The following is a 15,695-nucleotide window of genomic DNA, read 5'->3' as shown; positions in this document are numbered from 1 at the left end:
TCTATTACAAGTCGTTTAAAGACCATTCGTCTTTCCATTCTATCGTAATACTGTCTGCCGAATGAAATTGAACAGGTAACCAAATATATCTGGAATTGATTAAATCCAGTTTATTCCATTTGTCGAACATGGCAATGTATTTATCATTTTCGGGATCTACTGTTATGACATGCGTACTTTGTCCGCCAAACGTCCTGTCGGCATTCTCACCCACACAAGGGTTCCCCATTGCCGTCCACTCTCCCAACATAGAATCTGCTATAGCATATTCCGCTTCATTAGGATCCCAACCGCTACATCCGGACGTGATCATATAATATTTATCCTGCCTTTTAAAGATAGCCGGTGCTTCTCTGAACTTTCCGGGGAAAACCGCCTTATAAGTTTCAGTATGTTCCAGATAATCATCCGAAAGTAAATGAATATATAAAGTAGAATTACCTTTAGCAGAGTAAACATGATAAGCCTTCCCGTCCCCGTCTTTGAACAGTGTCATATCCCGGCTTTCTTCTCCATACGGACGAAGAGAGTGCAAATACTTGAAACCACCGGTCGGACTATCCGATACGGCAACACCGGTAGCTGCTTTCGAATAATTATAACTATCAATGTGCATCCACATCACAAACTTACCGGTCTTCTCATTATAAATCACTTTAGGTCGTTCTATCACCATAGAAGGATGGATATCCGATTCCGGATTGGCCATATCCGGCTTTAATGCTACCCCCTCGAACTTCCAGGAATGCAAGTCTTTGGATGAATAACAGGCTACCCCGCCGGCCTCTGTCCGGTAACAATCCCATTCTACGCCGGGTGCATGATAGGTAGAATCATTTTTATATTCGCCATACCAATAATACGTCCCGTTATGATACAGAACCCCTCCTCCATGCGCATTAATCATGTTCTGCTCCGTATCCGTCCAGACCTCACCGGGATAAATCATTTTTGGGCCACATGAATAAAGTCCGATTGCAACTATGCTCAACAGTAAAAAATTAAATGTTTTCATTTTGTCAAATTTATATTATAATCATTTGTGTTTGTCATCCTTTGTTGTTTCTCAAATTCCTTCGGTGTCATACCAAACTGTTTTTGAAACAATTTGATAAAATAAGAGGGAGAGTTTATTCCGACGATATAACACACCTCTCCTGTGCGGTAATGCCCTTCGGCTATCAGCTCGGAAGCCTTTTTCAATCGTATCAAACGGATAAAGTCCGTAGGCGATGTTCCGGAGAGTGCCTTAATCTTACGATGCAGGCTCGACCGACTCATGTTGATAATCTCCGACAAGCGTTCCACACCGAAATTAGAATCGGTGATATTCTCTTCAATGATACCTATGATTTTATTTATCAGCTCTTCATCCGCTTTGCACAGTCCTATCGACTGCGAAGTGACATAAGGTTTCTTGATAAACGCTTCCTTCTCCCTCTTTCTGTTTTCAAGAAGTGAATTCAGTTGTGTCGTCAGATACTTAAACGAGAAAGGTTTCTCGATATACGCATCAGCCCCGGTTTCAAGTCCTCTGATCTTACTGTTCAAGTCATTCTTAGCCGTTAGCAACACTACGGGTATGTGGCAATACTCAATGTCCGTCTTTATTTTCCTACAGAGTTCAAAACCGTCCATGATAGGCATCATGATATCCGTAACGACGATATCGACATTCACCCTTTGGATAATATCAAATGCTTCTGCACCGTTAGTGGCTTTTTCCACAGAGAAGTTCAAACTCAGCTTTTCGGTCATAAACGATAGCAGTTCAAGATTATCTTCTACCACCAAAATCGTTTCCTGTTTCGATTGCTGCTCTACAAAATCGTCATTATAAATATCGATGTTGGTTTCTTGCCGGGATATATCGCCCTTTGGAATGGCTAATGTAAAAATATTCAGCCCATCGTTACTTTTATAGAGCAACACACCATGATGCAATTCGGCAAGTGACCGTGCCAATGACAATCCGATGCCGGAACTTGCATTTATATTTGCATTCTTTTTCAATTGATAGAAAGGATCGAATATTTTATCGCCCATTTCGGGAGGTACTATCTCACCATCGTTCTTTATAATCAAATAGAATTGCATATCGTCCTCTTCAAGTTCCACATCGATTGTATGTTCGGAGTAACGAATTGCATTTGAAAACAGATTGTTCAGAATTTTAATAAAAGATCCCCGGTCGATCAATGCATGAACAGGCAGCTCCGGCATATGAAGTTCTATTTTCTTATTTATAGACAATGCCATCGGAAGAAACTCCTGATATACCTCATCCACAATAGCCGATATATTCCCAACGACAAAATTCATTGTCACCTTATTGGCATCCACCTTTCTGAAATCCAGGATCTGATTAATCAAAGTAAGCAGTTCCGATATGTTCCTCTGCATGAGTTGGACATTCTTCTTTATCTCATGATCTTTAATATCCATCTCGGCCAAAGACTCGAGAGGACCGTTGATCAACGTCAGCGGCGTTCGTATCTCATGGGCTATGTTAGTAAAGAAATCGATTTTGGAGCTATACAGTTCTTTCTCCTTTTCACTCTCAAACATTCGTTGCTTTTCCAATGTCTTCTTCTTACTCACATACAAGTAATATCTGGTTGTTAACCAAACACATACAATCAGAAGGATCGCATAGCAAATGTTGGCGGTCCAGGTCTTCCACCAAGGAGGAAGGATGATAATCTCGACAGAAGCCCCCTCCTGATTCCATACTTTGTCATTATTACTTGCTTTCACAACAAACCGGTATTTTCCGGGAGCAAGATTGGCATAAGTCACACTTTGATTATCTCTTGTAAAGATCCAGTCTTTATCAAGATTCTCCATCTTATAAGCATATTGATTGGCCGCCGGGCAGGCATAGCTTAACGCAACAAATCCCAGTTCTATACTATTCTGATCGTGTTGTAGGGTTATCTGTTTAGCCTGCAGATAGCCGCTATTCGTCCCCTTATCATATAATTCACCGGATGCTTCATCGTTTTTATGCTTTATATAAGTAATATACACAGGAGGGATAAAGCTATTCTGCTCCAGTCTCTCAGGAAAGAAAGAGATCAGCCCTTCCAAAGTTCCAAAAAACAATTCACCCGTACTGCTTGCCAATGCAGATTTATAATTGAACTGGTTGCTGGGCAGACCATTATCCGTTGAATAGGTCTCAATGGTAAAATTCTGCGGATCAAACTGTACCAGCCCGCTATTAGTACCAAACCATAAATAGCCGTTTTTATCCTCAACAATCTTGTATGCAGTATCATCGGGTAACCCCTCTGCCAGTGATACGGTACGGAAATTATTCTCCTTACTGTCGTATTTACAGATACCGCCCCGGTCCGTTGCAAACCAGATATCGCCATTGCTCGTTTCCGTAATACTGCTGACGGAGTTAGAACTTATCGAATGTTTATCATTGATCTGGTTCGTGTAATGCTCTATCTGCTGAGTTTTCTGATTATACTTGAACACACCGTTTCCCATCGTCGCTATCCAGATATTGTCGTTAGCATCCTCCATAATATCATATGTATAGCACAGACCAAATTCGGGCATATTGACAAATTCCATCGTTTCCTTATTACCCTTATAAATCCCCCAGGCATTCCCTAACCAGACGTTGCCGAATTTATCTTCCCCCAAAGCATATAAACTGAATTCATTCAAGTCTAACTGTTTTCCGGAATAATGCCGGGTGTTATAGCTACCGGCAGAAACGATATCCAATCCTTTCTTAAACAATCCTACCCAGATATCTCCGTTAAGGTTGAGCAGACTCAGCGTCTGTTCCGAAGTCAAGTCTCTACCTATATCTCTTCCCAACTTTTTAAATGTCTGCTTTTCGGGCGAGAAAATATTCACTCCCGCATCTTCGGTACTTATCCATATATTTTGGTTATTATCTTCAATGATCTCTCTTATCCGTTTACTGCTGATCGTTTCTTCACGACTCAACGGTATATACCGGGTGAATTTCAGTACAGAACTGGAGAGATAATTAATACCTCCGGCATTGGTTCCTACCCAGATTCCCCCTTCCCGATCCTGATAAATCTCCCCGACCTGATTGTCCGAAAGCGAATAACTACACATAGGATCGTTGTATATTCTGAAAACCTCTCCTTTTTCTTCATCGATAATGTAGATACCATATTGCGTACCGACCCATAATTTGTTATTCAACTTCGCTATACAACGGATAATCTTATAATGCACATCCGGTGCATTTACATCGGTTACCGCGTTCTTCCTCTTATTTATTCTACGCAGTTTACCTTCATGTATACCCAAAATAAGATGCTCGCCATCGTCAGACATCGTATAAATATTCTCTCCCGCCAGTGTATTGCCATTCGTATCACCAAGGTATTGAGTAAATTCATCCGTCTGTTTATCATATAGATATACTCCTTTCCCATTTGTCCCAATCCAAACCCGGTTACTTTGATCTATGCACATACTCTGCGGATTCCCATGATCGGGAACCGTTTTCTTTCCAAATGCATAAAACTTCAGCTCTTTGCTATCCTGAATATAGCGGAATAATCCCTGATTAGGAACAACAATCCATATATTGCCATCCCGGTCCTCCCCGATATCCGAGATCCAATCGGTCATGGTAATCCCTTCCGCCGTCTGTGTATTCATATAAGTAAAAATTTCGGTTTGAGGATCTAATATAAAGACCCCTTTATCCGTACCGACCCAGAGATGTTTCTCCCTGTCTTCAAAAAGAGAGGATATGTTGTTATTCTGTTTTTGCGCTACATAATCATAGCAATCGAATATTTTGAAAGTATTCCCGTCATACCGGTTCAGCTTATTGCGGGTGCCAAACCACATAAAGCCATTGCTATCCTGAATGATCGCTTTCACATTGGATTGCGACAATCCCTTATCTCTACCGATTATGTTGAAATAATAATTATTCAACCCATATCCGGATATGTTGAACAACAACATCAAGAGGAAAACGGTAATAGTCAATTGGGGGTGTTTCATATTCTTTATAAACGAATTATTTGAGGGCAAATATAAATAAAAAGAAGAGAACGATTCTTTCAAAAAATAGCAAATTGGTAGTACGTATCACCATCATACAAGGCTTTCCAAAGCACTTCGTACAAATACAACATAAAATGAAACCTATGTAAAGAAATACACGAAGCCAACAAATAACCATCCATACCTTGTCAGTTTTTCCTTCCGGAACAACAAACAATAACCGATTAACGAACAGCCATTGTCATCATACACGGAAAATGATATTTCACCCACATAAATAAAACGTATTCCTTAATATATAAAAACACCCGGATGTTTTTCGTACACAAAAAGCAATTCTTAATTTCCAACGAATACAATCTCTAAAAGATTCGTTTCAATTAATAAAAGAAACGGGATAGATAGCAGATGCCTGTGACCAACTTATTATTTTTTGAATGATTCGTTCTATATAAAAATGGATAGAACGCGTAATTTTGGCATTGGTAATTCACTATATATAAACCGGTTCTTACATAAAATAAGAGTTCATTTCTCAGTTTTCAATAAATAAAGCAAGGAAGATATAACAGTTCAAAAATAGGATCAGATAATAAAGAATCAGGCATAAGTAGCACGCAGATGTTATAAAAATAATCCGGGATAGCTACAGGCCTAATCAAGAATAGATGTTTAATTTAAATTATTTTACAATGAAAAAAAACACATTACTCATCGGAGCGCTCGCTCTATTAGGAATGAATTCTGCATTTGCACAGGATTTAGTGATCGAAACAATGAAAGGGAATGAGAACATCGAATTGGTTACAGATGCTATATTCGATGTCGGTTATGGCAATATCGGCCAAACATCCACCTCAACAATTATTTGCTTGGGAGAAGTTGATTTTGGAGCTGATGGGAACGCTTATCAAGCTACCGGAGTTGAATTCGCACAAGGATGGGGAGATTTCGGAGTAGAAAGATATGTAGTCCTTCACGCCGGAAATACGTTTGAAGAATCCGTAACTTTCACAGAAATGACGGTAGACAGAACATTCGGCTATCACTGCTTTGAAACATTTGCATGGAATATGAAAGAAGGTGAAGAATTCGAACGTCCTACCGGTAAACAAAAAGTTTGGTTAACTTTCCGTGAAGGAAATGGAAATTTACGTTCTGTCATCTTCTATAAAAATACGATTGCAGAAGAGGGTATGCAACCATGGATCAATGAATCACCGGAATATGCAGATAAAGCAAATATCATATATGGCGATATCTTCCGAGTAGCAGTCGATGTAGATCCGGAAAACCCAGATGATCCTTTCAAAGATTGTAAGTATAATGAAGAAACAGAATGTTGGGGAGGTGTAGTTAAGGATTTCATTGTCAAATCCGCAGAACCGATTGATTTCGGTGAAGGAGAATTCCAACAATTAGTTGCCTACATTGGTCATGATGGTGAAAGATATAAAGAATATATGGAATTCTACATTGACGAAGTAAAACCGGAAAATATGATTGCAAGAACTTGGACAGGTATCAATTTGCAAAAATGGAACGATTTTACCCCAGTTGCTACCAAACTAAAAGAAGTAAAAGGTTCTCACTATCTGTTTGTGAAATGGGGAGATGCAACCAACCTTCACAGAATCGATCTATTGAAAGAAAATCTTTGGTTTGAGAATCCGGATTGCGGTGTTGTTTATGAGGATATAGCACCGTCTGAAAATGCTGTAGTATTTGTTACCAAAGGTGCAGGTGACGAAGGTGGCGATTGGAGCCAAGGCGATATGGAATGGGAAGTTATAGTTAAAGGCGGCGATGGTGCCCGTGGTGAAGGCTCAAATATCGGTTATACATCCAATGGTGTTGTTGTGGCCTATTATGACATCGATTTCAAAGACGGTGATTACAAGAGAGTTCTTATCAATCATTCCTGTGATAAAAATTATATAGGTACCATTGAAGAAGCTAATTTCTCATTGTATATCGACTTGGATAATATAAATTGGAACAGTGGTAGTACTCCGGAAGATGTACAAAATGCACTTGCAGGACACGAACCGATCGCTGTGGTCAGAGCTCAGGGTACCGGTAAATGGGATACCAAAATGACAACTGCAGCAGCATTGAAAGAAGTGAAAGGAGAACACACCATATATGTTGTTTACAATTTACCAAGTAGTGTAGGTGCTAATATCTATGGTCTCTATTTAGATCCTGATGCCGGTACTGGAACGGGGCTCAAACCGACTGCTACAATCGAGGGCCTAAACGTATATTCCGTAAACAGTGAAATTATTGTAAATGCTACTGAACCGGTAAGTGTTGTTATCTATACAATAAGCGGCATGCCGGTTGCAAACAAAATATTACCGGCTGGCAATACTACCATCAGCAACTTGCCCGAAGGTATGTATCTATTGAAAGCGACTAATCAGAATGGCGCTGTAAGTATCAGCAAGTTAATGGTAAAATAAGAATCATTATAACTTCTAATTACATAAGGGTACCACATTTCCGGGTACCCTTATTTTTATCCCTCATCTCTAACAACATGAAAACAATGCATATACAAAGACTTTCAATCGTAGGACTTTTCTGCATCATGGGTATCTTTCTTTCGCACGCTCAAGAATGGAAAATGAAGCAAGCCCCTATGATGACTCCATGGAGTGAAACAATAGACGTGAACAACGTGTTACCCGAATATCCGAGACCACAAATGGTAAGAAAAGAATGGCTCAACTTAAATGGCATCTGGGATTTGCGAAAAGGCATAAAAGGCGAAGCATACGATCCGGAGAATTTCACTTTTACACAAAAGATATTAGTTCCTTTCCCCATAGAATCCGCCCTCTCCGGAATCATGGAAGAGAGCGACAGCCAATGCTATTGGTATAAACGTTCAATAAGTATCCCCGAAACGATGAAAGGGAAAAATATTCTGCTTCATTTTGATGCCGTAGATTGGGAAACCGTTGTTTATGTAAACGGCATAAAAGTAGGCGAACATACCGGTGGATACGACCCGTTCTACTTTGACATAACCTCCGCTTTAAAAGAGCAGGAAGAACAGGAGTTAGTTGTCTATACATACGATAATACCGGTGCCGAAGGACAAGCGAAAGGCAAACAGGCATTAAATAAATGGGGATGCTGGTACACTCCGGTAAGCGGCATCTGGCAGACGGTATGGCTGGAACCTGTCAATTCGGTTTACATAGAGGACTTAATGATACGACCCGATGTAGACAACTCCTGTTTGAAAATGAGAGTCAATACCAATGAAATATTCGGAGTAACAGTAAATATCAGCTTACTCGACAAAGAAGGCAATAAAATAGCAACGCTGGAAAACGGCAAAGTCGAAAGGTTACTGACCATTCCTATCGATAACCCTCATTTATGGTCGGTAGAAGACCCATATTTATACGACCTCGACATAGCCATCCTAAAAGACGGAGTACAGACAGACGCCGTAAGCAGCTATTGCGGAATGCGCAAAATCGAAGTAAAGAAAGTGGGTGAAACGCCCCGTATCTTCCTCAATGGAAAACAAATCTTCCAGATGGGGCCACTCGACCAGGGATGGTGGCCCGACGGCCTGTATACTGCTCCAAGTGACGAGGCACTCCTGTTTGATATAAAAGCGATGAAAGCTTTAGAATTCAATATGATACGGAAACATATCAAAATAGAGCCTGCACGTTGGTATATGCATTGCGACAGGGAAGGAATATTGGTATGGCAAGATCTGCCCAGCCCCAACTTACCTTCCGGATACGAAGACTATGCCAAAAAGAACTTTGAAGATGAATCGAAAAGAATTATCACAGCTTTCAGAAACCATCCGAGTATTATCCAATGGGTGGTATTTAATGAAGGTTGGGGACAATTCGATACAGAAAGAATGACTCAGATCGTCATAGGAGAAGTAGGCCAAAGCCTTGTCTGTTGTGCCAGTGGCTGGGTAGACGCTCCCATTGGTGACATTAAGGACTCCCATAGCTACCCGAACCCCTCCTGCCCACTGGACGAAACCAGAGCCGGCGTCTGTGGCGAGTATGGCGGCATTACATTGAAAGTACAGGGACACATCTGGCCCGGAGGCGATTTCCAATACACCACCGTAGAGACCGGAAAAGACTTCACCGTCTTATTCAACAATTTAGCCGACAAAGTAATAGACCATTATTACTACGGATTAAATGCTGCCGTATATACCCAGCTATCCGATGTGGAGATCGAAAAAAACGGAATCTACACATACGACCGGCGCGTATTGAAGCCCTATTCGGCAACCGGAGAACTAAAAACAAAAATAGAGGAATGTATCAATCTGCCACAAAGCGGAATAAAAGTAAGACCGATTCTTTCTACTGCCAAAGAGCATAAATACAAGTGGAGATATATAACCTCATCCGATGTTCCCCGCCGGTGGTTTGCCAAAGAGTTCGACGACCGCACCTGGGCGGAAGGAGAAGCCGCATTTGGTAGCTCCTCCATATGGAATGGGGCAAACTTAATCTCAACTCCCTGGAATACCTCACAGATTCATATGCGCCGCTGGTTCCGTCTGGGCGACGTCACTCCGGAAATGATCAATGCCATGCGCTTCCTGCTTTATCACGACGATGATATTCACATCTACATCAATGGTGTTTGGGCAGCAAGCAAAAAAGGGTCGGTTTCCAATTACATTCCGTTCGATATCTCTTACGAAGCCAAACAGACATTAAAACCGAATAGCTGGAACTTGATCGCAGTAGAAGGCCTACAAGACGGTGGTGTGCAAATTATGGATGTGGGTATATCCACTTTCTCAACAGAGGATTTTAACTATACGGAAATATACGATGACTTATCCAATCCAGACTATTCGGAAATCGCTACTCCCGGTAATCCGGTATCCCCTGTCTTTACCAAAATAGCAAGACCGGTTCCTGCCGAGCCCATAGCAACGTCCCTCATCAGAGGGCAGTTCTACCATACGGCAGATCGCTCCAATGTGGCATGGGGGGATTACGATAATGATGGCTGGCTGGAGATTGCCTACTCCGGAAAGAATCCGCATCTCAGAACAGCCTCCGCTCAAAAAGTATCGGCTCTGTATGACTATGACGGTACAGAATCTTTCGTCCGCCTTACCAGTCCTTTTGATGTTTGCTACTATGCCTGTCCGGTCTGGTTCGATTATAACAACGACGGATTATTAGACCTGTTTGTCCCCGGGTTAAAATCAATGGATTACGAAAATAACCTGGAAGAGATTGCTGCATTTTTATACCGTAATAAAGGGGCGGAAAAAGGTGGGCAACCTGTTTTCGAGGAGGTCAATACCGCCACTCCGGCAGGAAGCAAAATGGGTATCTCCCCGATTTACAGTTCAAAAGACGGTGGCCGGTCACGTCAATGGGTTTCGGTAGGCGACTATGACAAGGATGGCTATCTGGATCTGATCATTGCAGGGCTGGACGATTACGAAGACCCCGATGGAAGAACAGATGAAAAAGGAAATCTCATCGTACACCACGACCGGCGCGCACTTTATCTATACAAAAACAACAAAGGCAAGGGATTCATCCAGCAAGAAACCCCATTAAATGGTACAGAACCGTTCTTAGGTCTTTCGAGAGGTTCCGTGCACTTTGCTGACATGGATAATGACGGTTGGCTGGATATTGTATCCTCCGGTTATGGTCCGGGCGAAGGCAACCTCCGTATCTATTGGAACAATGGAGACGGAACATTCTCCGAAAACCAACAGTATTTGTATGGTTCCAACGATTCTTCCTGCTCCTTATGTGATCTGGATGCCGATGGTTATATGGATATTGTGGTGACAGGTTTTTCCAGTAATAAAGGTTCGGGCGCCAAGTCTTTTTACATCTATCGGAATTGTGGCGGACGCAACTTTGAAATGCTGAACGACCTCTTTTGCGGTTTTGAAGGAGTAGACGGTGCAACCCCTTCCTTTGGGGATGTCAATCACGACGGTTTGCCCGATATCCTGATAGGCGGTCACGGAGAAAAACATGAAATTACAACCTGGCTGTATATGAACCGGGGCGATTTCAGTTTCAAAGCTTGCGGAGCCTACTATGATGCAGATCAGGAATGGACTTTCGATCGCATCAGTCACGGCAACAATCATCTGATCGATTACAACAATGACGGTTATCTGGATGCATGGAACATGGGATGGGCACAAAGCAACGTCTGCTCTTTCAGTTGTGCCACTCAACTCTGGAAAAACACGTCCTCAACAGCAGGTATATTACCTAATGAGGCTCCTTCCACTCCTTATAATCTAAAAAGTTCCTACAACAAAGAAACAGGTATGGTTACCTTCTCTTGGGATGCCGCCACAGACGATGTAACTCCCTCCCGGGCATTACAATATAACATATACGTGAAAAAAGCCGGTTCCAAGGAATATTTCATGACAGTCCCTGCCGATCTCCAAACCGGATTTATCAAAACAGGCGAAATATCCGGCCAGATTATGACCACTTCCTATTCCATGTATATCGATAACGAAGATACCGAATACGAATGGGGTGTACAAGCCATTGACAACGGTAAAAGAGGAGGTCATTTCGCTTTATCTTCATTTAATCCGGCAGCCACCGGCACACAAGAAAATAAACTTTCGGAAGTATGTGTATACACAGCCAATGGCGATATTCACTATAATGTAAGTGAGAACACAATTATTGAAATCATCAATACATCCGGCATAAGTATTGTACGAGCTTCAGTTAATGGTAGTGGAGTGTACAGAGATTTAGAAAAAGGAGTCTATCTGGTATCAACCCTTATCGGAAAACTATCCCGGACGTTTAAACTCGCCCTATAATCGCCATAAAAGCATTTTAAATATATAGTAATTATGAAGCTATCCCTGCTGCATATGATTGTGGCAGGGATAGTTTCATAATTATCAAAAGAAGAACTATATATGTTTCAAAAAAATGAATTAAGAACTAAAACAGCTGATTACCATATACACAAACCACTGATTATCAAGCAATAGAACCCACTTGTTTCATAAATCATAAAAGTATATACTCTTCATTATATTAAAACTATACTCTTACCGTATAAAAATATGCACTTCTACTGCATGAAGGTATATTCTTTTGTATAGCAGAAATAAAACGTTAAAAGTTAGATTAACAAAATTAACACAGTATGTTTCCATATTATGTCACATCTCAAACGTATTTCAGCTAAATATTTACTAAACATCTAACTTGTAGATTCATTAATACGGAACAGTCGTTGTAAATTGTATGATAAATCTTTATATAATCTCTCAAACGATAGGGCTAATTCTTTTTGAAAGAGTACCCTTACCGGATATTTTTAATCAATTTGATAATTCTAAATTAGAGCCGGATACGGACGAGCAACTTAGCTTGTTCTGAACTATTCCGGACACTAGTGATAGGCATATTCTTTTATCTTTCATAATTTCTGTAAAAACACATACCTATCTATTGAAAACCTTGGTTTTTCACCGCTACCAACACATTCTCTCCACTAAGTTTCTTTTCCTCTACCAAAACATACATACCTGGCAAAAACTCCCATTCTTCATCTTCCGGATTATAACATTCAGAACCATCTATTTTATAAATATTCTTTTCTATCAAATATGCAGAGACCGGCCTATACGCAACAGATCCTTCATTTAACAACTGTACACAAATTATTTTTTCATAATTCTATTTTTCTAAACGGCACCATGCTTAATGCCGATAATAACAACTAGAATACTCTTCTCATCTTTTCTTTATTTGTTGAGTCTCTAAAACTATTCCCTAAATATTTATCCTGTATAAAATACATCAATCAGTTCTTCCAATAATCTACTATCCGAAGTTAGGGCATAGTTAATATCAAATCCAATCTGCATCTGAGTATCCATCATCCAATCCCTTATTTCATTTGCACACTCTTCATCATTTTCAATAGTTACAAAGGAAGTATCCAATTCTTTTACACTAAAATTATTTCTCAGATTACTTCGTTATTTTATTCGTTTATCATTCAGATAATCCAACTGATTTTTCGTTAATTTTATCGTCATTGGCCTAATCTTTTAACAGTTCTGTTTTTCGATAAGAAAGAATTTACTGATACCATCTCCTCCACTTGTACAAAAGTAGCATTTAATAAATTGCATTTTAATCAAGGAATCCATTTCAAAGCCTCTTTACTAAACAATAAATAAGATTTATTATTTATATAAATAGAATCTGAGTTTTTCCTTTTCAATATACAATCACCTTGACTAACATTATTATAGATTTGCTTGGAAACCAAAAATTGCATTGTATTATTATCCAAATCAAAAACATAATAATTATAATAAAAAGTCCTTCCCCATTCTGGAATAATTATATCCGAATCTAACCTTACCACTATAAAATACGCTGTAGCATCCCCTTCTATATACTTACGATCAACAACATTTCCGAAAAATTCATAATTAAAAAAGAATGCTTTTGCCTTTTTAAAGTAATGTCGACTTTCGATTGCTATCCCATAGCCTATCTTAAATCGGTGATATCCATAATATGATAAGCACATCAAAACTAAACTAGCAAATGCCACATAAATATACTTATTTCGCACCTGTCTTTTTTTTATCAATTTCATTTTGTATATCTTTAGAATTTTTCTTTATACTTTCAAACACTTCATTAGGTTCAGATGATATATCCATATGCATATCTATACCTAAAGCCTTTTCTAAAACTTGTTGTACTGCATCCGCACAATTGTTTTCAAAAGCATTGTACTTAATCTCTTTTGTATCCATTTTATTGAGAATTTGAACATATTATTCTATATGAGGCCATAACATTGACTTTCTCCCCATTATCTTGTGGAGGAGAAAATGCAGGCAATTCACTAATTTTTTGTTCTATCCATTGTGAGATAAGAGTGTCTTGGCTGTGCATACTATGTATATAGGCTCTTCCTAATGTATCTATATCAAGATAAATCAAAAATGGATTTTTGATTTTAACATTTTCTTCTTTTGCTTTTTTGCTAATAAATTTATTTATTGATAGTTTATTATCTTTATTGGTTTGTGAACCTGGTAATAAAGGAGGTGTGTCAATATCAAAAATTGGGCACCACTTAGTATTTTTGTGTTCCTTTTTGGTAGTTTTTTCTTCTCTGTCTACCAATTTATAAATGCTGATAAATTTGTTTTGGTATTGCGTTAATCCTAATTTTATTTTCAGGCTATCTCCTATTTCAAAATAAAAAGGATTATATGTGTCTTTGATATAAATTCTATTTCCAATCAAATATGTAGAATCCAAACCTTTGCCTTCTATTTTATTAAAGCAAATTTTATATTGTATAATGGTGCCACTTCTCCATGGCGTATATATGACCTCGGTAACACGTCCAATAACAGTCTTATGACAAGAAGACAATACAAATAATAAAAAGTATAGAAGTATATATTTCATATTTCTAAAATCAACAAATACATTAATTAGCAACACCATAGGGAATCGCAACCTTATAATAAGAAAATTTTTCATTTTCTAATTCAAGTGTCGGTGGACCGTCTAATCCCGTATAAACTCTGTTATAAAAGTCGCCCCGAATCAAAACCAAAAGAAAAAAATCCGGTTGTCTACCAAAAGACATAAGTTCTTTTACTTTTTTCTTGTCACTTTTTAACGGAATGCGATCATTTAAATAGGAGTATGAGTTTGACAATATATATTTATTATATAATTCGCTTGGTATATATATAGGTAATCTCAACTCTAATAAAAAAACATCCTCTCGTTTAAATAAAGTTTTTTCCTTTCCATTAAATGAACTAAACGCTTGATGTGACATTACAAAACAATATCCACTCTTTGTCAAAACAGATACCGGATCATCTATCTGTATTGTATCAACAACATAAAGACTTTTATATCCATCTTGATTAACATAATCAGGATAATTTAAATCTACTGATTTACAAGACAATATAAAAAATAAACAGAATAAACAAATAACATTTCGGATCATAAATTACCTCCTTCTTATTTTTCCCCATTTACTAACAGAATAATATGAACTACCTATAGAATATGAAAAATCGAAAACACTTAAGTGCCCTTCACCAGCTACACCTCTTCCTTCAGAATTGCTCTTTCCTCTGATAGGATAAGTTATCATATCTTTGAGTCCCACTGTATTTAAATCTAATGAACGATAAGGATCTGTAGATGATGACGTCATCAACCCAGAAGAACCATGAGTGAGTCCAAAAGTATGACCCACTTCATGTGCACCTGTATTTTCATCCTGCCGCGAATATTTTACTCCAATATGATTACCATTGACAGTCACACCATTTTTATTGGAATCTTTAAAACTTGATACAACTTCATAGATATTAGCAATTCCAGACTTATCTGCCCGGAAAGCCTCCGTAACAACACTACTTCTTTGAGCTACATTCATTGATTCATCGGTTGACACCTCAACTACTGATAATGAGTAGTCAACCTATAATCTCTTCCATTAGGATCAATCGCATTTACCGGATTATTATTACAATATGCATACGGACTTACCGAATAATAGTCTTCACATAGTGGATCCATTTGATTAAAACGATTTATTATCCTCCAAAAATAGTACGCAAAATTCAA

The 15,695-nt window shown here is 38.9% G+C and carries 12 protein-coding genes; 2 read left to right on the top strand and 10 right to left on the bottom strand.

Features of this window, described 5'->3' with window-relative positions; genetic code table 11:
- Positions 1 to 4: 4 nt before the first annotated feature.
- Together RB604_RS05345 and RB604_RS05340 are read right to left on the bottom strand one after the other, a co-directional pair.
- Entirely contained in the window at positions 5 to 1,015 is a 1,011-nt protein-coding gene (locus tag RB604_RS05345) for a glycoside hydrolase family 43 protein (protein ID WP_007479237.1), read from the bottom strand.
- On the bottom strand, positions 1,012 to 5,019 hold the full coding sequence (locus RB604_RS05340) for a hybrid sensor histidine kinase/response regulator transcription factor (protein WP_007479238.1): 4,008 nt from the start codon (positions 5,017 to 5,019) through the stop codon (positions 1,012 to 1,014). The genes RB604_RS05345 and RB604_RS05340 overlap by 4 nt, the downstream gene beginning before the upstream one ends.
- Positions 5,020 to 5,714: 695 nt before the next feature.
- On the opposite strand from RB604_RS05340, the gene RB604_RS05335 reads away from it, so the two are divergent.
- Both RB604_RS05335 and RB604_RS05330 read left to right on the top strand, forming a co-directional pair.
- On the top strand, positions 5,715 to 7,487 hold the full coding sequence (locus tag RB604_RS05335; RefSeq protein ID WP_055293625.1) for a T9SS type A sorting domain-containing protein: 1,773 nt from the start codon (positions 5,715 to 5,717) through the stop codon (positions 7,485 to 7,487).
- Positions 7,488 to 7,564: 77 nt separating this feature from the next.
- Complete coding sequence (locus tag RB604_RS05330; RefSeq protein WP_055293273.1) at positions 7,565 to 11,869, top strand: glycoside hydrolase family 2; 4,305 nt, start codon at positions 7,565 to 7,567, stop codon at positions 11,867 to 11,869.
- Between the two features lie 640 nt (positions 11,870 to 12,509).
- Here RB604_RS05330 and RB604_RS05325 read toward each other — a convergent pair.
- The 8 genes from RB604_RS05325 to RB604_RS05290 form a co-directional block, all read right to left on the bottom strand.
- The gene (locus tag RB604_RS05325; protein WP_007479241.1) at positions 12,510 to 12,713 is read right to left on the bottom strand and encodes a hypothetical protein; all 204 of its coding nucleotides are present in this window, start codon (positions 12,711 to 12,713) and stop codon (positions 12,510 to 12,512) included.
- 131 nt (positions 12,714 to 12,844) lie between these two features.
- Positions 12,845 to 13,009, bottom strand: coding sequence for a hypothetical protein (locus RB604_RS05320; RefSeq protein ID WP_153881783.1), 165 nt, complete (start codon positions 13,007 to 13,009; stop codon positions 12,845 to 12,847).
- Positions 13,010 to 13,206: 197 nt separating this feature from the next.
- Positions 13,207 to 13,677 (bottom strand): hypothetical protein, encoded by a 471-nt coding sequence (locus RB604_RS05315; protein ID WP_007479244.1) that lies wholly within the window; start codon positions 13,675 to 13,677, stop codon positions 13,207 to 13,209.
- Positions 13,643 to 13,840, bottom strand: a complete 198-nt coding sequence (locus tag RB604_RS05310) for a hypothetical protein (protein WP_007479245.1) — start codon at positions 13,838 to 13,840, stop codon at positions 13,643 to 13,645. The genes RB604_RS05315 and RB604_RS05310 overlap by 35 nt, the downstream gene beginning before the upstream one ends.
- A 1-nt stretch (position 13,841) precedes the next feature.
- The gene (locus tag RB604_RS05305; RefSeq protein WP_052315317.1) at positions 13,842 to 14,507 is read right to left on the bottom strand and encodes a hypothetical protein; all 666 of its coding nucleotides are present in this window, start codon (positions 14,505 to 14,507) and stop codon (positions 13,842 to 13,844) included.
- A gap of 22 nt (positions 14,508 to 14,529) precedes the next feature.
- Positions 14,530 to 15,066 (bottom strand): hypothetical protein, encoded by a 537-nt coding sequence (locus RB604_RS05300; protein ID WP_007479247.1) that lies wholly within the window; start codon positions 15,064 to 15,066, stop codon positions 14,530 to 14,532.
- A 3-nt stretch (positions 15,067 to 15,069) separates the two neighbouring features.
- A complete protein-coding gene (locus RB604_RS05295; protein ID WP_007479248.1) occupies positions 15,070 to 15,504 on the bottom strand; it encodes a zinc-dependent metalloprotease family protein in 435 nt (144 codons plus the stop codon).
- A 23-nt stretch (positions 15,505 to 15,527) separates the two neighbouring features.
- Entirely contained in the window at positions 15,528 to 15,695 is a 168-nt protein-coding gene (locus RB604_RS05290) for an RHS repeat-associated core domain-containing protein (RefSeq protein ID WP_227096831.1), read from the bottom strand.

The sequence above is a fragment of the Bacteroides salyersiae genome (assembly GCF_031172035.1).
In the GTDB taxonomy this organism is placed as follows: Bacteria; Bacteroidota; Bacteroidia; order Bacteroidales; family Bacteroidaceae; genus Bacteroides; species Bacteroides salyersiae.
The sequence above is the reverse complement of the archived record's forward strand: the minus strand, read 5'-3'. Positions and strand labels throughout refer to the sequence as shown.

Excerpts from the sequence above, each read along its gene's own strand:
- RB604_RS05295 (WP_007479248.1), bottom strand. The coding sequence starts at position 15,504 with ATGAATGTAGCTCAAAGAAGTAGTGTTGTTACGGAGGCTTTCCGGGCA.
- RB604_RS05300 (WP_007479247.1), bottom strand. The coding sequence starts at position 15,066 with ATGATCCGAAATGTTATTTGTTTATTCTGTTTATTTTTTATATTGTCT.
- RB604_RS05345 (WP_007479237.1), bottom strand. The coding sequence starts at position 1,015 with ATGAAAACATTTAATTTTTTACTGTTGAGCATAGTTGCAATCGGACTT.
- RB604_RS05315 (WP_007479244.1), bottom strand. The coding sequence starts at position 13,677 with ATGAAATTGATAAAAAAAAGACAGGTGCGAAATAAGTATATTTATGTG.
- RB604_RS05305 (WP_052315317.1), bottom strand. The coding sequence starts at position 14,507 with ATGAAATATATACTTCTATACTTTTTATTATTTGTATTGTCTTCTTGT.
- RB604_RS05340 (WP_007479238.1), bottom strand. The coding sequence starts at position 5,019 with ATGAAACACCCCCAATTGACTATTACCGTTTTCCTCTTGATGTTGTTG.
- RB604_RS05310 (WP_007479245.1), bottom strand. The coding sequence starts at position 13,840 with ATGGATACAAAAGAGATTAAGTACAATGCTTTTGAAAACAATTGTGCG.
- RB604_RS05335 (WP_055293625.1), top strand. The coding sequence starts at position 5,715 with ATGAAAAAAAACACATTACTCATCGGAGCGCTCGCTCTATTAGGAATG.
- RB604_RS05330 (WP_055293273.1), top strand. The coding sequence starts at position 7,565 with ATGAAAACAATGCATATACAAAGACTTTCAATCGTAGGACTTTTCTGC.